This window comes from Myxococcus sp. CA039A (assembly GCF_013336645.1).
Lineage (GTDB): Bacteria > Myxococcota > Myxococcia > Myxococcales > Myxococcaceae > Myxococcus > Myxococcus llanfairpwllgwyngyllgogerychwyrndrobwllllantysiliogogogochensis.
Window position 1 is genome coordinate 12,908 of sequence record NZ_JABUMQ010000057.1, and the last position, 21,234, is coordinate 34,141.

General features: G+C 68.9%; 15 protein-coding genes. 10 read left to right on the forward strand and 5 right to left on the reverse strand.

What is annotated here, in order from left to right; all coding sequences use genetic code 11:
* Window positions 1-10: 10 nt before the first annotated feature.
* Window positions 11-1,432: an MATE family efflux transporter gene (locus tag HR086_RS12335; protein ID WP_174453783.1), complete on the reverse strand. Its 1,422-nt coding sequence runs from the start codon at window positions 1,430-1,432 to the stop codon at window positions 11-13.
* Between the two features lie 366 nt (window positions 1,433-1,798).
* Between HR086_RS12335 and HR086_RS12340 the strand changes: the two genes are divergently transcribed.
* Window positions 1,799-2,776 carry a gamma carbonic anhydrase family protein gene (locus tag HR086_RS12340; RefSeq protein ID WP_373564288.1) on the forward strand — a complete coding sequence of 326 codons (978 nt, stop codon included), beginning with the start codon at window positions 1,799-1,801 and terminating at the stop codon, window positions 2,774-2,776.
* A 134-nt stretch (window positions 2,777-2,910) separates the two neighbouring features.
* A complete protein-coding gene (locus tag HR086_RS12345; RefSeq protein ID WP_174465709.1) occupies window positions 2,911-8,685 on the forward strand; it encodes an AAA family ATPase in 5,775 nt (1,924 codons plus the stop codon).
* Between the two features lie 105 nt (window positions 8,686-8,790).
* Here HR086_RS12345 and HR086_RS12350 read toward each other — a convergent pair whose 3' ends face one another.
* On the reverse strand, window positions 8,791-11,025 hold the full coding sequence (locus HR086_RS12350; protein WP_174453781.1) for a M4 family metallopeptidase: 2,235 nt from the start codon (window positions 11,023-11,025) through the stop codon (window positions 8,791-8,793).
* A gap of 390 nt (window positions 11,026-11,415) precedes the next feature.
* On the opposite strand from HR086_RS12350, the gene HR086_RS12355 reads away from it, so the two are divergent.
* The 8 genes from HR086_RS12355 (at window position 11,416) to HR086_RS12390 (ending at window position 18,687) form a co-directional block, all read left to right on the forward strand.
* A complete protein-coding gene (locus HR086_RS12355) occupies window positions 11,416-12,450 on the forward strand; it encodes a DUF2169 domain-containing protein (protein WP_174465710.1) in 1,035 nt (344 codons plus the stop codon).
* A 148-nt stretch (window positions 12,451-12,598) separates the two neighbouring features.
* Window positions 12,599-13,117, forward strand: a complete 519-nt coding sequence (locus tag HR086_RS12360) for a DUF6484 domain-containing protein (protein WP_174453775.1) — start codon at window positions 12,599-12,601, stop codon at window positions 13,115-13,117.
* Between the two features lie 95 nt (window positions 13,118-13,212).
* Window positions 13,213-13,677 carry a DUF4150 domain-containing protein gene (locus HR086_RS12365; protein WP_174465711.1) on the forward strand — a complete coding sequence of 155 codons (465 nt, stop codon included), beginning with the start codon at window positions 13,213-13,215 and terminating at the stop codon, window positions 13,675-13,677.
* Window positions 13,678-13,687: 10 nt separating this feature from the next.
* A complete protein-coding gene (locus tag HR086_RS12370) occupies window positions 13,688-15,001 on the forward strand; it encodes a TIGR02270 family protein (protein WP_174465712.1) in 1,314 nt (437 codons plus the stop codon).
* The gene (locus HR086_RS12375) at window positions 14,998-16,200 is read left to right on the forward strand and encodes a beta-ketoacyl synthase N-terminal-like domain-containing protein (protein ID WP_174465713.1); all 1,203 of its coding nucleotides are present in this window, start codon (window positions 14,998-15,000) and stop codon (window positions 16,198-16,200) included. The genes HR086_RS12370 and HR086_RS12375 overlap by 4 nt, the downstream gene beginning before the upstream one ends.
* Window positions 16,201-16,203: 3 nt before the next feature.
* On the forward strand, window positions 16,204-17,202 hold the full coding sequence (locus HR086_RS12380) for an AHH domain-containing protein (RefSeq protein ID WP_174465714.1): 999 nt from the start codon (window positions 16,204-16,206) through the stop codon (window positions 17,200-17,202).
* A gap of 62 nt (window positions 17,203-17,264) precedes the next feature.
* The gene (locus HR086_RS12385) at window positions 17,265-17,864 is read left to right on the forward strand and encodes an imm11 family protein (protein ID WP_174465715.1); all 600 of its coding nucleotides are present in this window, start codon (window positions 17,265-17,267) and stop codon (window positions 17,862-17,864) included.
* Window positions 17,865-17,886: 22 nt separating this feature from the next.
* Window positions 17,887-18,687: an immunity 49 family protein gene (locus tag HR086_RS12390; RefSeq protein ID WP_174465716.1), complete on the forward strand. Its 801-nt coding sequence runs from the start codon at window positions 17,887-17,889 to the stop codon at window positions 18,685-18,687.
* A gap of 3 nt (window positions 18,688-18,690) precedes the next feature.
* Here HR086_RS12390 and HR086_RS12395 read toward each other — a convergent pair whose 3' ends face one another.
* The 3 genes from HR086_RS12395 to HR086_RS12405 form a co-directional block, all read right to left on the reverse strand.
* Window positions 18,691-19,080 carry a hypothetical protein gene (locus HR086_RS12395; RefSeq protein WP_174465717.1) on the reverse strand — a complete coding sequence of 130 codons (390 nt, stop codon included), beginning with the start codon at window positions 19,078-19,080 and terminating at the stop codon, window positions 18,691-18,693.
* A gap of 114 nt (window positions 19,081-19,194) precedes the next feature.
* A complete protein-coding gene (locus tag HR086_RS12400; RefSeq protein WP_174465718.1) occupies window positions 19,195-19,692 on the reverse strand; it encodes a CinA family protein in 498 nt (165 codons plus the stop codon).
* A gap of 162 nt (window positions 19,693-19,854) precedes the next feature.
* Complete coding sequence (locus HR086_RS12405) at window positions 19,855-20,970, reverse strand: GRAS family protein (RefSeq protein WP_174460610.1); 1,116 nt, start codon at window positions 20,968-20,970, stop codon at window positions 19,855-19,857.
* Window positions 20,971-21,234 lie beyond the last annotated feature (264 nt).

Here is a 21,234-nt window from a genome sequence, read left to right on the forward strand (position 1 = left end):
CGGAAGCCCCCTACACCTCGCGGAGCTTCCAGGTGCCTCGCCGGAAGAGGATGGCGGAGACGATGGCCAGCATGGAGAAGGCCACCGTGAGGGCCAGGAAGACGCCCGAGGGCCCCATCCCGACAGGCCCCGACAACACCCACGCCAGCGGCAGCTCGAGCAGCCAGAAGCAGAAGATGTTGATGAGGGTGGGCGTGGCGGTGTCCCCCGCGCCGTTGAACGACTGCGTGAGCACCATGCCGAAGGCGTAGAAGAGGAAGCCTCCGCTGATGATGCGCAGCGCGTGGGCCCCGTAGTCCACCACCGCCGCGTCGGGCGAGAAGGCGCTCACCAGGGGCTGGGCGAAGACGATGAACAACAGCCCCAGCGAGCCCAGGAAGACGGCGTTGATGACGCCCGCGGTCCACACCGCGCGCTCACCGCGCTCCGGCTGCTTCGCCCCCAGGCTCTGCCCCACCAGCGTGGCCGCCGCGTTGGCCAGGCCCCACGAGGGCAAGAGCGCGAAGAGGACGATGCGCATGGCGATGGTGTAGCCCGCCACCGCCGCGCTGCCGAACGTCGCGACGATGCGCGCCAGCACCACCCAGCTCGTGGTGTTCACCAGCGACTGCGCCGTGCCCGCGCCGGACAGCTTCAGCATGGCCAGCATCGTCCCAGGCTCCAGCCGCAGGTGCTCGCGGCGCACCTGGAGCCGCCCGCTGCCACGCGCCAGCCGGTAGAGCTGGTACACCACGCCGCAGCTGCGGCCGAACGTGGTGGCGACCGCGGCGCCCATGACGCCCAGCTCCGGGAAGGGCCCCAGGCCGAAGATGAGCATGGGCGCCAGGACGATGTTGATGGCGTTGGCCAGCCACAACACGCGCATGGCGATGGCCGCGTCCCCCGCGCCCCGGAAGATGGCGTTGATGAGGAACAGCAGCAGCACGCTGCCCATGCCGCCGAGCATCACCTGTGTGTAGCGCACGCCGTGCTCCAGCACCCACGGCGAGCCGCCCATCAGCTCCATCAACGGCCGGGCGAACACGACGCCCGCCACCGCCACGGGAATGGCCAGCAGCACCCCCAGGCCAATGGCTTGCACCGCCGTGCGCGCGGCCCGCTCCGGGTCCTTCTCACCGATGCGGCGCGACACCAGCGCCGTGGCGCCGATGCTCAGACCCGCCGCCGCCGCGTAGATGATGGTGAGCAGCGACTCCGTCAGGCCCACCGTCGCGACGGCATCCGCGCCCAGCCGCCCGACGAAGAACACGTCCACCACGGCGAAGATGGACTCCATCACCATCTCCAGCACCATGGGGACCGCGAGCAGGAAGATGGCCCGCTTCACCGGCAGACCCGTGAGGTCCCGCTCGGTGCCATGCATGGCTTCCTTCAGCGAAGCCCAGAGCCCCACCGCGGGTTCCCGCGACGACGGCGCATCCACCTCCGACATTTCCGGCCTCCATGCCGCCCCGAACCTGGGCCCTTCTGGCAGGAAGGCGCGGGCGCGTCCAGGGACGGCCGCCGCCGTCATCGGCTGACCCCGGGCCCGGAGCACGGCGGACGGACGAGCGGGCGGGCCCTTGTCCTTCGCGCCCGGACGAGCGTGCGTGGAAGTCTCTTGCCCCGTACCGGAGGCGGAGCCCCGAGGGCTCGGTCGTCCTGCCTCGAACACCCATCCAGCGCCGGCGGGCCGTCCTTCTGTCCCGGGCCGAGGTGTAGCTTGCCTCCACTCATGGTGACGAGCTTTTCGCGTGTGGCACCTTCCACGGACCCCAGTCAGGGCGCCGCTCATTTCCGTCTGGCCAGCAGTGCGCGCGTGCTGGGACGCATGCACCTGGGACCGGGGGTCCACGTCGCACAAGGCGCGGTGGTGTGCTCTCCAGAAGGCTCGGTCCAACTGGGCGCGGGCTCCGCGGTCCGGGAGAACGCCGTGGTCATCGGCACGGCCCGACACCCCGTCGCGGTGGGAGAGAAGACCGCGCTCGGTCCGAGGAGCCTCATGCTCGGCGCATCCGCGGGCCACCTGTGTGACGTGGGCGCTGGCGCCATCCTCATGCCCGGCGCGCAGCTGGGAGACCGCTGCCTCGTGGCGGATGGCACGCTGGTGCCCGCGGGCATGTTCGTGCCCTCCGATTCCGTCGTCGTGGGGCGGCCCGCCCGGGTCGTCCGCCGGGTCGACACCGGCGACCTGGAGCGGCTGCGCACCGCGCGAGGCGGCACCCTCTCGCTGCCCGAACAACCCCTCACCCCCTTCTTCGCGAGAGACCGCGCCGAGGACGCCCCCATGGGACAGCTGTACTCCTTCCGAGACAAGCACCCGCTCGTCCACCCCACCGCCACCCTCTTCTCCACCTGCGAGGTGACGGGAGACGTGCTCATCGGACCGGGCGCCATCATCGGCCCCGGTGTGAGAATCGTGGGCGAGTCCCACGTCCCGCTGCGCATCGGCGCGGGGGTGCGCATCCACGCCAACGCGGTGGTGCACCTGCAGCCGGGCGGCTCGCTCGTCATCGAGGACGGCGTCTTCATCGGGCCAGGCTGCCTGGTGCACGCCTGCTTCGTGGGCGCGGGGACGGTGGTGGAGCCAGGCGCCATCCTCTGCGACCGCAGCCGCCTGGGCCGGGGCTGCATCGTCGGCGCGGGCAGCCTCGTCCGCGCGGGGACCCTGTTCCCGGACGCGGCGCAGGTGGACGGCTTTCCCGCGGTGCAGACGGGCTTCCTCTCCGCGCTGCCACCCGCGCCCGTCTGGGCCCTGCGGCCCGAGGACCTGCCCGAGCTGCGCCGCGTGAGCTGAAGACCGTGTCCGGCGGGCGCGCCACACCCGGAGGCCGGGCGAGGCCCCGGCGGGTCGCCCGTCAGCGCGTGCGCCGCGCGTGCCGTAAGGCACCTCCGTCCAAATCGTGAAGGAAGCGGGAAGCCGCGCGGGGAGTGGCCGGGTGGGCCTGGCCGCGCGGGGACCGGACGGAGGGCTTTCACGGCGAGGGCGAGATGTGGCAGGCGCCGGGCACCGAAGGACTTCAGGAGATTCATCGAGGACGCCGCTACGTCGTCCTGCGGACCTGGGGACAGGACGGCAGACCCCTCGTCATCAAGCAGGTCCGCCGAGGTCCGCTCGCCGTCGGCAGCGGCCCCATGCTGCGCCACGAGGACGCGCTCCTGCGCGAGCTGCGCGACGCGGTGCCGGACATCTCCCGCGTCGTCTCGCTCACCGAGGAGCCCTCGCAACCGCTCGCGCTCGTCCTGGAGGACGCCGGGCCCCACAACCTCCAGGAGTGGCTGCATCGCAGGCCGGTGGGCGTGGAGGTCTTCATGGAGCTGGCCCTGCAGCTCGCCGGCATCCTCTCCCGCCTGCACCAGCACCACGTCATCCACCGCGACCTCAACCCCACCAACCTCGTGATGAGTGCCAGCGGCCAGCGCCTCACGCTCATCGACTTCGACCTGGCCACGCGCGTCTCCGGACTCGCGCCCTCCGGGGACATGCCCGGAGAGCTCCAGTGGGCGCTGGCCTATATCGCCCCGGAGCAGACGGGCCGGATGAACCGGCTCATCGACCACCGCGCGGACCTCTACTCCCTGGGCGCGACGTTCTACGAGCTGCTCACGGGCCTGCCGCCCTTCACGTCCGCGGACCCCGTGGAGCTGGTCCACGCCCACCTGGCCCGGCATCCCGTGCCGCCCGCGTTCGCCAACCCCGCCGTCCCTCGCGTCGTCTCCGACATCGTCCTCAAGCTGCTCGCGAAGATGCCCGAGGAGCGCTACCAGAGCGCCGACTCCCTCCTCGTGGACCTCCAGGAGGTCCGCCGCAGGAAGGGCGCGGACCTGTCCGACGACTTCGAGCTGGGGCGGCTGGACCTGGCCCGCCAGCTGTCCCTCCCCGAGCGGCTGTATGGCCGCGAGCCGCAGCAGGCCGAGCTGCGCGCGGCACGGGAGCGGGTGCGCCAGGGCACCAGCGAGCTGCTCCTCCTGTCCGGCGCGGCGGGCATCGGCAAGTCGGCGCTGGTCCACGAGCTGGCGCGAGACGCGGCGCGCGGCGACCGACTGCTGACCGGCAAGTTCAACCAGCTCCAGGGCAACGTGCCCTACTCCGCGTTCGTCCAGGCGTTCCAGGGCCTGCTGCGCGAGCTGATGGAGGAGGCCCCGGAGGCGCGGGACATCTGGCGTCAGCGGCTGCTCGGCGCCCTGGGCCCCCACGCCCGCGTCATCAGCGACGTCATCCCCGCGCTGGAGGAGCTGCTCGGCCCGCAGCCCCTGCCACCGAAGCTGGGACCGGTGGAGGCGTCCGCGCGCTTCCACCTGCTCTTCCAGTCCTTCGTGCAGGCGCTGGCGACGCCCCGCCACGTCCTGCTCCTCTTCCTGGATGACCTCCAGTGGGCGGACCCCGGCTCGCTCCAGCTCCTCAAGAGCCTCTGCGGAGACCCCGGCTCGCTCCACGTCCTCTTCGTCGGCGCCTGGCGCTCCCAGGAGGTCAGCCCCGAGCATCCGCTGCCGCGGCTTCTGCGCACGCTCGAGGAGCAGGGGGCGATTCCCTCCCACTCCTTCGAGCTGGCGCCGCTGGATGCCGCCGCCATCACCGCGCTGTGCGCGGACACCTTTCGCCGAGAGCCGTCGGAGGTGGCGCCCCTGGCGGAGCTGCTCCTGAACAAGACGGCGGGCAACCCGCTCTTCCTCACCCGCCTGCTGCGGCTCCTGCACACGTCCGGACTGCTGAACTTCGATTTGGAGCAGGGCACGTGGACGTGGGAGTTGGAGCGGCTGCGGCGCGTGGAGGTGACGGAGAACGTGGTGGAGCTGATGCTCGCCGCCATCCGTCGGCTGCCGGAGCGGGCGCAGTACGTGTTGGAGGTCGCCGCCTGTCTGGGGGACCGGGTGGAGCTGGGCCTGCTGTCATCACTCGTCGACGAGCGCGCGACGGAGGACACGGCCTCCGCCTTGTGGAGCCTGCTGCGCGAGGGGCTGCTCATTCCGGAGAACGAGCCCTCGCGCCCGCAGGCGCGCACGGAGGACACCCCCATCACTCCCGAGGCCACGTATCGCTTCGCGCATGACCGCGTCCGACAGGCCGCGTACTCGCTGCTCACCGAGGACCAGCGCGAGGAGCTCCATCTGGCGGCGGGGCGCCAGCTCTTGCGCGGGGCGCGAGGGGACTTGCTCGAGGAGCGCCTCTTCGCGGTGGTGGACCACCTGTCTCGCGGCGCGCGCAAGCTCAGCGGCGCCGGGGAGAGACAGACGCTGGCGGAGCTGCTCTTTCGCGCGGGCCTCAAGGCCAAGGAGGCGTCGGCCTTCGGCGCGGCGCTGGTGTACCTCACGCGGGGCCTGGCCCTGCTGCCCCGCGAGGACTGGCCCCGGCGACACGAGCAGATCTTCCAGGTCCACAAGGAGGCGGCGGAGTGCGCCTACCTGTCCGGCAACGGGAAGCTGGCGGAGGAGCTGCTCCACACCGCCCACGAGCACGCCGCCTCCGCGCCGCGCAAGGTGGACCTGTACGTCCTCCAGGTGCTGGCGCTCCTGATGAACGGCCACTACGCGGAGGCCCTGCGCGCGGGCCAGGAGGGGCTGCGCCTGTTCGGAATGGAGCTGCCCGAACATGGCTACGCCCAGGCGCTCGCGTCGGAGCGGGCGCGGATGGAGCAACACCTGCGCGGGCGCGCGGTGGAGGAGCTGCTGGAGGCGCCCCTGCTGGAGGACCCGCGCCACCTGGCCTGCGTGCAGCTCCTGTCCGAGCTCGTCACGCCCGCGTTCTTCGTCGACCCGAACCTCTTCTCGTACCTCAACACCCTCGCCCTGGTGCTCACGCTGGAGCACGGCAACTCCCGCTGGGCGCCCGCGGTGTACGCCTGTCACGGGATGCTGCTCGCCAGCGAGGGCGACGCCGCGAGCGCCTATACCTGGTGCAACCTGGGCGTGGCGCTGGCGCGGCGGCTGGGTGACGCGCGCCAGGAGTGCCGGGCCCTCATCACGCTGACCCTCAACATCAATCACTGGCGCGCGCCCCTGCGCACCAACCTGTCGCTCTTGCGGCGCGCCGTCACCACGGGGCTGGCCAGTGGAGACCTCCAGTTCACCAGCTACGCGCTCACCACCGTCGTCTCCACCGAGCTGGCCATGGGCACCGAGCTGGTCCGCGTCCTGGGCTCCATCGACACCAGCCTGTCCTTCGCGCGCCGCGCGGGCGTCCAGGTGATGGCGGACGTGTCCATCCTCTCCCGTCAGGCCATTCGCGCGCTCCAGGGCCGCACCCACCAGCTCGCCCGACTCAGCGACGACGACTTCAACGAGCAGGACTTCCTCGACTCGGGGCTGACGACGCACACCAGCCTCTATCTGCACGCCCTCTTGAAGCTGCTGGTGGCGTATGTGCTGGGCGACCTGGACGAGGCCCTGAAAATGTCGCGCGAGGCGCTGCCCTACGAGCACTTCGCGCAGGGCTTCTTCCGCAACGTCGACTTCAACGTGCTGACGTCGCTGACGCTGGCGGCGCGGGCCACCCGTCTTCCCGAGGAGCGCGAGGCGATGCTCGGCCTGCTCGCGGAGAACCAGCGGAAGCTCGGCGGCTGGGCGGAGACCTGCCCGGAGAACTTCCGCCACAAGCACCAGCTCGTCTCGGCCGAAGTGGCCCGCCTGGAGGGGCGGCACCTGGAGGCCATGGCCCTGTACGACAGCGCCATCGACGGGGCCCACACCGAGGGCTTCCTCCAGGACGAGGCCCTCGCGAACGAGCTGGCGGGGCGCTTCCACCAGCAGCTCCATCACAAGCGCTTCGCCACGCTCCACCTGCGCGCGGCCCTGGACGGCTACACGCGCTGGGGCGCGCAGGCCAAGGTGGTGCTGCTGGAGGAGGAGTTCCCCGAACTCAAGTCCCTGGTCGACCGCTCCTGGAGCGAGCCGGGCATCACCCCGACGAGGCCCGATGCCCCGGGCGCGTCGCTGGATTTGCTCACGTTGCTCAAGGCGTCGGAGACGCTGGTGGGCGAGGTGGTGCTGGACCGGCTCCTGGAGAAGCTGATGGCGGTGTGCTTCGAGGCCGCGGGCGCCACGCGGGGCGCGCTGGTCCTGGATGAAGCGGGCGCGCTCCGGGTCCGCGCCGTGGGCGCCATCTCCGAGCCCGTCAGCCTGGAGCGCACGCCCCTGGCGCATGCCAGCCAGGTGCCCATCACCCTGCTGGAGCACGCCTTCCGCACCGGGGAGACGCTGGTGCTGGCCGACGCCGCGCACCAGGGGCGCTTCGTCCAGGACGCCTATGTCCTCCGCCGCGCCGTGAAGTCCGCGCTGGCCATCCCCATCCAGCGCCATGGCAAGACGGTGGGCGTGCTCTACCTGGAGAACGACCTGGCCACCCGCGCCTTCACGCCCGAGCGCGTGGGGGTGCTGCGCACGCTGTCGTCGCAAATCGCCATCTCCCTGGAGAACAGCCGCCTGTTCGAGCAGCTCCATGTCGAGGTGCAGGAGCGCCGCCGCGCGGAGCGGGCCGTGCGCTTCCTGGCCGACTCCGGACTCGCGCTCGCGGAGTCGCTGGATTTGGAGCAGACGCTCGCGAAGGCCACGCGACTGGTGGTCCCCTTCCTCGCGGACTGGTGCATGTTCACCGTCGTCGAGCGAGGCGACACGCTGCGCACGCTGGCGGTGGCCCACGTGGACCCGGTGAAGGAGGCGCGCCTGCGCGAGCTGCTGGAGCACTACCCCGTGGACTGGACGTCTCCGCCCGCCGTCATCCACGCGCTGCGCACCGGCCAGCCCTTCCTGCGCGCGGACGTCACCGACTTCATGCTGCGCGAGCACGGCCACGGCCCGGAGTATGTCGAGCGCCTGCGCGAGCTGGGCTCACAGGCGGCCATGCACGTGCCGCTCATCGCCGGAGGCAGGACGCTGGGCGTCGCGACGTTCGTCTCCGGCACGCCCGGTCGCCGCTACAGCGAGGTGGACCTGGGCCTGGCGCAGGAGCTGGCCCGCCGCGCCGCCGTCTGCATCGACAACGCCCGCCTCTACCGCGAGTCCCAGGATGCCATCCGCCTGCGCGATGAGTTCCTCAGCGTCGCCTCCCATGAACTGAACACCCCGCTCACGTCGCTGCGCCTCATGGTGCAGACGCTCTTGCGTCACACGCCCCAGGGGCTGCCGCCCGTCGCCATCCGCGGACTCAAGACGCTCGACAGCCAGAGCCTGAAGCTGGCCACGCTGGTGGAGGAGATGCTCGACATCTCCCGCCTCCAGGCGGGGCGCCTGGATTTGCACCTGTCGCGCGTCGACCTCGTGGAGGTCCTCGGCGCCGTCACCCGGCGCATGCAAGAGCCCCTGAAGCGCGCCGACTGCGAGCTGGCGCTTCATGTCGAGGGAGGAGAGTTGGTCGGCCGCTGGGACGCGGCGCGGCTCCAGCAGGTGTTCGTCCACCTCGTCTCCAACGCGCTCAAGTTCGGCGCCGGCAAACCCATCACCCTGCGGGCCTGGGCCGACGCGGACGTCGTCCACGTGAGCGTCCGGGACGCGGGCATCGGAATCGCCGCCGACCGGCTCGCCCACATCTTCGAGCGCTTCGAGCGCGCCGTCTCCGTGCGCGCCTATGGGGGGCTCGGGCTCGGGCTCCACCTGGTGCGGGAGCTGGTCACCGCGCTCGGGGGCACCATCCGCGTGGAGAGCACGCCCGGCGAGGGCAGCACCTTCACCGTCGAGCTGCCCCGCGAAGGACCTCCGGACACGCCCGCGTGACGGGAGGGCTGGCGGACAGGTGCCGCCCCAAAAAGACAGCACCCGGGTGGCCGCCACGAAGGCCCCCCGGGTGCTTGCTTCAGACCTGCGATGTGACGTGAAGGACTAGTACGCGCCCTTCAGCGTGACACCGGTGTAGGCCGAGTAGCCACGCACCATCACGTAGTACTTGCCCGCCGTGGTGTTCGTCAGGGCGCACGTCTCGACGTTGCCCGACAGGTACGGACGGCAGTTGTACGTGGTGGTGGTGGGGGCCGCGTTGAAGCGAACGTACAGGTCCGCGTCGCCCGTGCCGCCCGTGGTGGTGAACGTCACCCGGGTGTTGGCCGGCACGTCCATCGTGTAGTTCACGGAGGAGCTGGCGGCGCCCGCCAGGCCCGTCACCGGCACGTTGTTCTGCAGCACGTTCGGCGGAGGACCGCCCGTGGTGAACGAGCCCGTCAGCGTCGCGCCGGAGTAGGTGGCGTACGCGCTGATGAGCACGTGGTAGACGCCCGCCTGGGCGGTGGTGATGGTGCACGTCTCCGTGTTGCTGCTGCTCTCCGACTTGCAGTCGTAGGTGGAGGAGCTCGGCTGCGAGCCGAACCGGACGAACAGGTCCGCGTCACCCGTGCCACCGGCGAGCGTGAACTTGAGGTTCGTGGCGCCGGCCGGGACGGTCAGGTTGAAGAACTTCTGGTTGCCCGTGGCACCGCCCAGGTTGTTCACCGGGATGCCGTTGGTCAGCACGACGGACGGCTGGGGAGGCAGGGTGACGCCCACGCCCACCGCTTCCCACGCGGCCTTCACGGCATCCTGCGTGGCCTGGTCATAGCCGAGGTCCAGCGCGGCCTGGATGGTCCACGTCTTCGCCTGAACGAAGGTGGTGGAGGCCGTGTAGATGTCGGTGTTGGCCTTGTACCAGATGCGGGCGGCCTTCTCGACGCCGATGGCCGGCACGGAGATGGTGGAGCGGCCGCGCGGGTGCGTGCCACCCTTGGAGAGCAGCGCGAACGCCAGGTTCGGGATGCCCGAGCTGTAGTGCACGTCCGTGCTGGAGGTGAAGTCGGAGGCGAAGTCCAGCGAGGCGCCGTCCTTCTTCGGGTCATCCATGTAGCGCAGGGCGTCGTTCGCCGTGCCCGGCGTCCACACGTCCTCGCCAATCATCCAGATGGCGGGCGTGGTGGCCCAGGAGCCGGAGGCCCAGCTCTCGCAGATGGCGGAGAAGGTGTCCGACATCGCCTCGTTCAGACCGCCAGACTGGCCGGAGTACGTGAGGTTGGACTCGTTCTCCGTCACGGCGTGGGTCAGCTCGTGGACGGTGACGTCCGCGTCCTTGCCCAGCTCGATGGAGTTCACGCCGTCGCCGTCGCCGTACACCATCTGGGTGCCGTCCCAGTACGCGTTCACGTAGTTGCTGCCGTAGTGAACGGTGCTGATGAGGGTGGCGCCCGCGTTGTTGATGGAGTCGCGGCCGAACAGCGTCTGGTAGCAGTTGTACGTGTACCCGAGCTGGTCGTAGTTCATGTCCACGTGGGCGTCGCCGATGGCGGCCTGGCCCTCGCTGCGCTTCAGCGTCCCCGGCGTGGTGCTGCCGTTGTTGGCGCTGTACACGCGGCGGTTGAGCGCGGAGTGGATGCGCGGGTGACGCGCGACCACACCGGCCTGGCCACGGGCGTCGACGAACACGTCGTCCACCAGCGGGATGCCCTCGACCTGGGTGCCGACGACGCGCACCTGCCACGCCAGGAAGAGCTGCTCGTTCACGTCACGCACATAGACGAGCCGGGGCTCGCCCTCGGTGGAGATGCCGGTGCCGGCCGTGGCGCGGGCCGCCGCACGGGCCGCCGCGGAGCCATCCACGCGGGGAACCGCGGGCAGGTCCTGTCCGTCGCGCGCGGAGCTGTTGGCCGCGTACACCTGGCCGTCCGGGCGAACGTGCAGCACGAGCTCGCCGTTGACGACCTCCAGGCCGTTCTTCGTCTGCCGGTAGCGCAGGTGCTGGTTGCCCTGGGCGTCGGTGCGGGCCTTGTTGAGGAACATGTCGTCCGCGCTCAGGCGGAAGATGGGGGCGATGCCCGACAGCGCGGGAGCCGCGGCGAAGGCCGCGTGGCCCACGGAGAGCGCGGACAGCGTGCGCTCCACCTTGCCCAGCTCACCGACCACCGTGAAGGGGATGCCGTCGGAGTGCACGCCCGCCACGCCCGCACCCGGCAGCTTCCCGAGGGAGCCCTGGATGTCGCCGCCGGACTTCGCTTCAGGAGCCTTCGTCTCGTCTCCCGTGGAATCCACGGTGCCGCACGCAGTGAGCGCTACTCCCAGCCAAGCCGCACCAATCGTCTTCAGGACTCGATGAGCCAAACGCACTACCTCCGGTAGAAAGACGGGATAGTCGTGACACACCTGGAATCAGGATTTCAAATACAAAATCGAAAATTCATGTTTCCGATTATTTCCTGACATGATTTGTAAAGCCCATTTACGCGTTTTTCCTTGTTGAGCAAGAAACGTCCAGACCAGGTGCGGGGTAACAGCTCACAGGGAGAAGCGGGCGGTAGAAGTCGACCCTGCCTGAAACACGGGCGCGTCTGTGAGGAATTCGAACGTTCTTGAGAGACATTGATGTCGAAGAAATGAGCCGATGTGACGACGGGGGGGAGGCGGGCCGGCCTCGCGGAGGTGGGTGGCCTGCTACAGTGACGTACTTGTCCGGCGCGAGGGCTTCGCGCCTGGTGCCTGGGGGCGCGCGCCATGGGGCATCCCGCCGTCGAGAACGAGACTCCGTTCGCCTTTGACCTGATGGGGCTCTGCGACGAGGAGGGGCGTCCATTGCTCCTGCTCGTGGTGAAGGCGACGTATGGACTCGGCGAGGCGGGGCTGACGGGGGTGAAGGAGCAGCCGAAGGTGAGCTGGCAGGGACAGCCCTGGGGCGAGCCCGGGGAGTCCAGCTACCGGTACGAGGTGGAGGGCGCGTTCATCAAGCCCGCGACGGACGTGGTGTTGCTGGGCCATGCGCATGCGCGGCGCAAGGGGGACACGGAGGTGCTGGTGGCGCTCCAGGTGGGGCCGCTGACGAAGGCGGTGCGGGTGTTGGGGGAGCGCACGTGGTTCCGGAGCCTGGGGCGGGTGTCGGCGACGAAGCCGCTGCCGTTCGAGCGGATGGCGTTGCAGTGGGAGCGGGCCTTCGGTGGGTGGGACAGGACGGATGCGGGGAGGCCGGCGTTCGAGCCGCGCAACCCGGTGGGCACGGGCTTTCGCGCCAGCGCGAGACACTTCGAGGAAGGGTTGCGGTTGCCCAACCTGGAGGACCCGGCGGAGCCGCTGCGGGAGTTGGGGCAGCGGGTGACGCCGGTGGGGTTCGGCTTCACGTCACCGGACTGGCAGCCTCGGGCGAGGTACGCGGGGACGTATGACGAGGCGTGGAGCAAGACGCGCAAGCCGCTGTTGCCCAAGGACTTCGACCGGCGCTTCTTCAACGCGGCCGCGCCGGGGCTCGTGGCGCCGGGGTACTTGAAGGGGGACGAGGCGGTCATCATCGCCGGGGCCTCGCCGAAGGGACGGCTGGCCTTCTCGCTGCCCGGGCAGACGCCGCCGGTCGTCACGGTGGAGCTGGCGGGCACCGAGGACGCGAAGCCCGCGATGCACCTGGACACCGTCATCCTGGATGCCGACGCGGAACAGGTGACGCTGCTGTGGCGAGGGCATGTCCTCCTGGGGGACGGCCTGCACGACGTGCGGGGACTGCGTGTCACGGCGGAAGGTGTGTCGAAGCCCACATCGGATTGAGGGGCCGCGCTGGCCGATTCCGCGCACGGCGAGGGCCCTCCGGCACCTGTCAGGCGGCCTCTCGCATGAATGCGCTATCATTCGTCGTCAGCCTGGTCGCGGCTGAGAGCTTTCGTCTTCATCCACCTCGTTCGCCAGGGCCTTCCGCATGAGCTCACACCCCGCCAGCAAGTCGAGCCAGCCCGGCCCCCAGGTGCGGGAGCCCATCCTCGGGAGTCGTTCCGGACAGCTCGTGGGACTCGAGGCCTCGGGAGCACCGCTCGTGGATTTTCCTGGCAACTCCTCGGGCCCCGTCCCCGCGCGACTGGCGGTGGCCCTGGAGCCCCGGGGCCTCCAGGAGGCCGTGGCCCGACGCCAGAAGGTGGTCCTCCTCTTCGAGAACGGAGACCCGGCGCTGCCCTTCATCATGGGCCTCATCCACGAGCCCAGCCCCACGCCCTTGCTGGATGCCTTGCTGGAGACCGCCGAGCCAGCGCCACCGCCTACCGAGGCACACGTCGACGGCAAGCGGGTGGTCATCGAGGGCCAGGACGAAGTCGTCCTCAAGTGTGGCGAAGCCAGCATCACCCTGCGCCGCAATGGCAAGGTCATCATCAAGGGGACCTATCTGGAGTCGCGAGCGACGGGCACCCACCGCATCAAGGGTGGCTCGGTGGAGATCAACTAGACGACATCCAGCGCGCCCCAGGACGCTCTCTGGGGAGGGGGACTCGAACCCAGACTCACGCGCAGTGTATCCTTGACGGACCTGGAGGTGGGGCCATGGCCGTCAACACAGGCGTCAACAAGATGTCCGTCGTCACCAAGGACAGTGGGGGCGTGACCACGGCCTTCCCGGATGTGTGCAAGACGCCCAGCCCCGCGGGGCCCGTCCCCATTCCCTATCCCAACGTGGCCCAGTCCTCCGACACCGACAAGGGCACGAAGAAGGTGTCTGTCGCGGGCAATCCCGTGTGCGTGAAGGACTCCAACTTCAAGACGAGCACGGGTGACGAGGCGGGCACGGCCGGTGGCGGCGTGGCCTCCAGCAAGACAAAGGGCAAGGCGGAGTTCATCAACTTCTCCTTCGACGTGAAGTTCGAGGGGAAGAACGTGGCCCGCGCCTTCGACCTCATGCTCCACAACGACAAGAATACGCCGCCGTTTCCTCTCATGCAGGGACCGGTGGTCGCGGGCGCGGGGAGCAAGAAGGAACCCAAGTGCCGCGTCTGCAAGAAGCACCTCTAGCAACGTGGCCATGACGCTGCGGACCGACATCGTCTTTAATTGGAACCACTACGAGCAGCACCTCGATGAGGCGAGCTTCCAGTGGGGCCAATGGGAGCAAAGCCTCTCAGCGCCAGACGAGATACCCGCAGAGGCCCTCGCAAGCGAGGAGCGCCTGCTCGCGCGAGTGGATGCCCTGGTCCTCGGTGGAGAACCGGTGGCCCGGAAGCTCCTGAGGCCCGCGCTCACCACGGAGGAGCCTGAGCGCCTGTCCACCGCGGTCTTCGCGCTCCTCGAAGGTGGCATCGACTGGGCGCCCGAGGTCCTCCTGCAACACCTGCGAGAGGCGCCGCCCGAAGCTCTTCCAAGCATCCAACGAGCGCTCGAAGTCCTCACGCCCGGGCCACGGACAGCCTGGCTCCAACCCCTTCTCGGTGCTTCCGAGCCGCGACTGCAAGCCCTGGCTTTGGACGTGCTCGGCTTCCAGTCCACTCAGCCTCAGGCCCTCGTCGAAGCGCTCGCCATATCGACCGACCCGAAGGTCGCCGCTTCGGCGCTTCGCGCGGCGGTCCGCGCGAGGAGAGGGGTCGACTGGCGCGGGGTCCGTCAGGCCCTGTCCTCGCCCGAGCTCGAGGTTCGCGATGCGGCGCTCCTCGCCGGACTGCTGTCAGGTCATCGGGAGACGTGGGCGGTCTGTAGGGAGCAGCTCGCCTCACGGGAGCGTGTCCCCGGTCTGCCTGCCTTGCTCCTGTCGCTCGGCACGGGCCCCGAGGCGGCGGCGCTGTTCGCCGGGCTGCTGCGCGACTCCGAGCTGCGTGCCGACGCACTCTGGGCCCTGGGGTTCAATGGCCACGTGTCCGCCGCCGAAGCCTGCCTGGAGCATCTCGAGGATGAGGCCGTGGGCCATCTGGCGGCGGAGGCCTTCAGCGCTATCACCGGCCTCCCTCTTGAAGGAGATTTCGTGGCGCGACCTCCCGACAGCTCCGAGGACCCCGACGAGGCCCCCGCGGCGCCCGAACGACATCCACTCCCGGGCGCGGGGCTGCCCCTCCCCAACGCCGGTGCCATCCGCGCCTGGTGGGAACAAACCCGCAAGCAGTTCCAGCCCACGGTCCGGTACCTGCGCGGCCGTCCCTGGACCCAGACCTCGCTGCTCGAAACCCAGTGGACGGAGCCCATGCGGCGACGGCACGCCTGGAGCCTGGAGCTGACCCTGCGCAGTCAGGGGGCCTGCCAGCTCCGAACGCGGGCCTTCCTTCGCCAGCAGCTCACAGCCCTTGCCGCGCTGCGAAGCACCGCGCTCACGCTGAATACCCGTCAGCTCGCTGGAGGCGTCCTCTCATGACGGCCCCCGTGTCAGCTCCCCCACTGCCAGTGGGAGCCATCGCCATCACCGCGCTGGGAATGACCACCTCGGGGGGATTGGACGTGGCCTCGGCCTGTGCTTCCGCGCGAGCTGGAGCCACCCACTGGACCCAGCTCGACGTCGAGGAGCCCGACCTCGACACGCTGGAGAGCGTCCCCTTGAAGGGACATGCGGTCCGGGGGCTGACGGATGGCTTCGAGGGAATCGGTCGTCTGCTCCGCCTGGGAGACGCGGCGCTCTCCGACTTGATGACCTCCGCGAAGCTCGAGCCCGCGCATCATGCGCGCACGGGCTTCCACCTGTGCCTCCCCGGCCACTTCCATGCCACCTGGCTGCTGCAGCTCGAGTTGCTGGGGCAGGGCCCCGCGCCCATGGACGTCGCGCGGGCGGAGTTCGCGCGTCATTTCGAGGAGCAACGTCAATGGCGCGACAAGCTCGAGACCTCCCTGGTGCCGTCGCTGCTCTCCATGCAAGACGTGTCCATCCCTCCCGCGTTGCGCTCTTGTTTCCATGGGGGACCCGCCATCTTCGCTCAAGCGGTGGAGCAGGCCATTCAACGGCTTCGCTTGCGCGAGTTGGACCGGTGCATCGTGGGCGGTATCGACACGTGCGTCCACGGTGACGCGCTGACCACGCTTCACACGCTGGGGCTCTTGCGGACCGAGGAGCAGCCTTCGGGCTTCTTCCCGGGCGAGGCCTCGGCGTTCGTCTTGTTGGAGCGAGCCGATGCCCTCCGTGCGCGGTCCGCGCCCGCGGAGGCGACGGTGACCGCCGTGGCCACGCGGCCGGCCGCGCATGACCGCGCCGCGGACAAGCCCGAGCATGGCGTCGCGCTCTCCGCCGCGGTCGAGGCCTGTCTCGGGGACCCGAGGCGCAAGCCGAACCTCGTGGTCGTCAACCTCAACGGAGACGAGTTCCGAGCCCGTGAGTTTGGAATGGCCCTGGTGCGAATGAGGGAGGCAGGGCTGCCCGCCGAGCTCCGTTACTGGTACCCGCCCGAACCCTTTGGAGAACTTGGCGCGGCGACGGGCGCCGTTTCCGCGTGCCTCGCCGTCCGCGCCTTCACACGGAGCTACGCCGAGAGCGATCAGGCTCTCATCCTCCTCATGGGAGATGACGCCGCGCGGGGCGCGCTCCTCCTTGATGACATCCCCACTCAGTCTCGCTCGACGAGGTGATCGATGAGCCTGGAACTCGCCCAAAAAGAAGCCGTCGCGCAATATCAAGACAAAGCGGCCAAGGCCCGGGAAGCGAGCGAGAAGGCGAAGAAGGCCCGGGAAGCGGCCGACGCGGCCCCGGACTCGGACAAGCTCGCGGCGGAGGCGGCGAAGGAAGAGGACAAGGCCAAGACCGCCGAGAAGAACGAGCATCTGGCGGAGCTCAAGACACGCGACACGCATGAGGCGGGCGAGGAGAACGGGTGCGTGACCCGCTGCGTCTGGACCCACCCGCGCCAGTATCCCTTCGAGCGCAAGTGCCTCTTCGAGGGGCATGACCACAAGAAGAACGCCGTCACGTACCACACGGCGAATGACCGACACTGGTACAACCTTCCCTTCCACAAGGAAGGCAACCGGGCACGCAAACGGCTCGAGGCAGCCCTCGGCTTTCGCTACCAACCCAAGGCAAAAGAAACCAAGAAGTCACTGGAGGCGGGCAAGAAGATTGAGATGGGCATCCGGATGGCCGGCCGGGATGACAAGAACAATCCCCTGGTCACGGCGGGAGCATGGGACCTCGGCACGGGAGACAACTTCAAGAGGGCCGGCAAACAGGCCAGACCCTGGAGCCACCATGCCCATCACCTCATCCCGACGGATGCCCTCTATCAGGTCTTCGAGGACGAAACTCCCATGCTTCAACAACTGAAATACAACATCAACAGAGGAATCAACATCATGGTGCTGCCGACGAGACCCATGATGGGCTGGGTGTATCTGCTGCCCGCGCACGTCAACAATCACCTCGGCTACAGCCGCGTCGTCGAGAGCCACGTCAAAACCGTGCGGGACAAGATGGGCAAGCAACAAGCCAGGACAGACGAGCATCCCGACTTATCGGACGCGCCGACCGAGTTGGAGAACATCTCCACGTCACTTCGCAAGCTCCTTCGGAAGACGGGGCTCGCGAAGGGCTTGTCGGGCGAGTTCCAGTTCGCCACCGTGGATGACGCCGTCTAATACGGTGCGCGCACGCGCCTTCCGAGCCCCTCCTTTTCCTTGAGACCTCCGTCGACACGACCATGACCACGAACACCCACCAGTATTTCTACCTCACCCAGGAGGAAACCGTGGAGTACTGCTTCGTCAACGAGTTTCCCAGCCCCATGAAGGGGTCCATGTGGCCCGCCTCCGAGGGGACGTCCATGGCGGCGAACTATCCAACGGGCGTCCGACTGAACATGGCTCGACGCCATCGCGGCATCGTCGTCCCAGACTTCATCCCCAACTCGCTGCTTGTCTACCTCATCACCGGGCGACTCAAGGCATTGCTCGACAAGGAGGCTGGCGCTGAAATCGAGTACCTCCCCTTCGCCCTCTGGAACCACAAGGGCCGCGTCGCCGCCGAGGGCTGCTTCATCGCCAACCTCCTGGGAGTCCAGGACTGCGTCGACCTCAAGAAGACGCGAGGCGAGAAATCCATCATGTCGCCCGGGGAGTTCCAGGTCATCAAACAGCTCTATCTGGACCTGGAAAAGGTGCCCAAGGACGCCAGGCTCTTTCGCATCAGCGTCATGCCTCGCTTCTTCGTCATCCGCGATGACTTGCGTGCCATCCTCGACCAGAACGGCGTCACAGGAATCCGTTACGTCGCCATGGGCGAGAAGGGCTACTTCGTCTGACACACGAAAGGAGCCACCCGCCATGGACCTGGAAACCATCCAAGACAACGCCTGGTACACGCTGACCATGGCCCTGAAGGCCATCACCGTAAAGGCGGCCGTCGAGCGCTCCGGGCGCGCCTATTTCGTCGCTTCGAAGATGTATCACCGCCTGGCCATCGGAGAGCTGCTCTCCGAGGCTCGCACGGACCGCTTTCAGGTCCTCCTCTGCAAGTCCGCGCAGGCACAGCTCCACTTGCTGCGATTGCAGGCGGGAGGACGCACCTTCGAGCCGCTCATCACCTGCCCGAGCCGGAACTCGTCCTTCCATGATGCCCTCGCCGCCGGACAGCTCGGCCTGGCCGTGGAGCTTGCTCGACTGGCCTCGGAACACCACGAGGCTCGGGCGGAGTACGAAGACGACTTCCTCCTGCAGCACTTCATGCACAAGCGACTCCTGCAACTGCACACCCGAGCACCCTTCGACTTCCAGCCGTTATTGGAGCGTTGGGGCGTCGTCGTCAAAGGCGAGCACGCCCCCTTCCTCAGCACCTGCAGGGCCCTCCTCGAGCGGGACGCGGAGGCCTTCCACGACGGCCTGCTCGCGACCATCGCGGAGCGTGGCCGACAGTTCCGTCAGAAGGATGCCTTTCCCGTGGAGATACGGCGCACGGATGGCCCCGTCTTCATCCAAGGCACGGCCCTGCTTCGGCTGGCCGAGCTGGATGCGCTCCCCATCCAACGTGAGTACCCGACCATTCCGCACTTCGCGCGATTGCCCGTGGGACCGTTGTCGCTCCCGGACGAAGCCTGGACGGAGCCTGAAGTCGGATTTCCTGACTAGGCGCTACGCCGCTCCATCCTCCACGTCGCCGTGGATGAGCCAGTGACGCGCGGGAGCGTCTTCCCAGAAGCGGCGCAGAATCTTGTCCGTGTGGCTGTTCTCGGCGACCCGGTTGAGCTGGAGCGCGACAATCTCGCTCTCCACCAGCTCCGCGACTCGCACCACGCCAGAGCGCAGTCCGTACTCCTGCACCCGGCGAATCATGTTCGTCGCCTCCGGTGACGCGGGACGGAACGTCCTCAGGTCCGCCTTGATTTTGATGTCGCGCCCCGCAAGCGAGTCTGTCGCCGCCTCCAGCTCCGACACGAACACTTCCATCTCCTGGACCCGGATGTAGCCCTCCAGGACGAACTCCACGATGGAATGCTCGACATCCACCCCGATTCGGAACACCGGGCGCTCCTTCGCCACACGGACACACGGAGGCACTTCTCTCCGACGTCCTACAGCGTAGGGGTCACCTCGACGGGTGCCCAGACACCCGGGAGTGCGGGGTGAACGTCCAGTTCAAGATTCGACGTTCAACCGCGCCAGCAACAACACCAGCGCACGTCGCGCCACCGCGTGCCGCACTTCACTCCGATTCCCATCGAAGACGTGGCGCTCCACCGTGGCCGTCCCGCCTCGACGCAGCACCGCGATGAAGGCCAGTCCCACGGGCTTTAGCGGCGTGCCCCCGCTCGGCCCCGCGATGCCTGTCTCCGCCACCGCCCAGTCCGCGCGCGAGTGCGCAAGCGCCCCATGCGCCATGGCTTCCACCGCCTCCGCGCTCACCGAGCCGTGCTCCTGGAGCAGCGCCAGCGACACACCGAGCTGCTCCACCTTGGACTCATGCGAGTACGGCACGAAGCCGCGCTCCACCACCGCGGATGCGCCCGGTACGTCCGTCAGTTGCGCGCAGAGCAGGCCCCCGGTGCACGCCTCCGCCAACACCAGCCGGACCCCCGCGCGTCGACAGCGCTCCAGCACCTGACCGGCCAGGTCCTCACGTCCCTCGTCCGTCACCTGTGCTCCTCCGACTCCATGACCTCGACCTCACGTGGCCCCGACGTTCATGCCACGCGAATCACATCTTCGCGAAGCCTCGGTTCCCACACTCAACGCACCCCATCCTCGCACGACCCGGACGCCCAGCCTCACGAGGCACACGCACCACGCGCCGCGCCCTCACGCACGTGCCCCCTCCGGCCTCACGCCCATCACCGCCACCAGCACTTCGTTCTTCCAGCTCAAGCCCACCAGCCCTGGCTCCCGCCGCAACTCCAGCACCGGATGCACGCCTTCGGGCTCCACCTGCTCCAGCAGCTCCAGTGGCACGAAGCCCGCGCGCTTCAGCCTCGCCATCCACGTCTCCGCCAGCTCGTGTCGCTCGCAGCGCGCCGACTCGTCCACCGTCCCCACCACGTCCTCCACCTCCCTCCCGAAGAAGCGCTTGATGGCGGCTCGCTCCTCGCGAGGAACCTCCAGCGTGTCCAGTAGATGGAAGACCTGCGTGAAGTGCTTCCACGCATTCAGGAAGCGCTCCAGCGGCGGCGCGCGGAAGTGGTCCGTATTCGGCTCGCACAACACCACCCCCGACGGCTCCAACGCTCGCAGCCGCCGCAGCACCGCGTCTCGCACCGCGCCCACGCTCCCGGGCTCCTCCGCCACATGGTGCAGCGCGAAGGCGGCGTTCACCACCCTCGGCCCCGGCAACCCTCGCAACACCGACCAGGTCGACTCGGACAGGCTCTCCACCGGCGCCTCCACCCCCACGAAGCGCACCGACGCTCCCACCTCGCGCGCCACCTTCGCCGTCGATTCCTCCGCCTGCGCGAGGCTCGCTCCGCTCGGGTCCACGCCCACCAGCGTCAACCTGCGCGGCAGCGCTCCCTGCTCCGACAGCGCCTTCAACAACCGCCCCTCCTGCCGCCCCTGGCCGATTCCCACGTCCACCAACGTCGCCTCGTCCCGCTTCCCCAACAACTCCACCAACACCGCGTTCGCCAACGCATCGGCGGCGGAGGCCAGCGGCATGTGCGTCATCAACAGCCGGAACAAATCAATCTGCCGCGCCCCCTCTTCGGGATGCGGATACAGATAGGGATTGCGCGCCCCCACCCCCACGCCCTCCAGGCGATGCGACACCGCCGTGGCGAAGAGCAGGTAGCCCAGGTCCTCCGGCACCGAGTCCACATCCAGCAACGTCTCCAACGACGCCAGCTCGTGCGCCGCCTCGATGGGCTGGCCCGACAGGGTGTGCTCCACCGCTCGGAAGAGCAGCTCATCCTTCACCGTGCGCATCGCCCCACGACTCCTTCCCCCACAAAGCCCCCTGCTCGACTCAACGGTAGTGGTGCCCTCCAGGGACCTCCACCCGGTCAGCCCGCCTGCACGCGCTCTTCGTGAAGCGCCACACACGCGAGCAGACGAACGGACAGGCCAACGTCCTGGCGCTTACGCCTCGCTTGTACCTTTCGCACAGACAGCTGCGGGTCCCGTTTCCGGGACCCGGGCCATTCGTGCAATCCCGTGTCGAGAACAGTGGACGCCCGTGCCCGGGGAGGT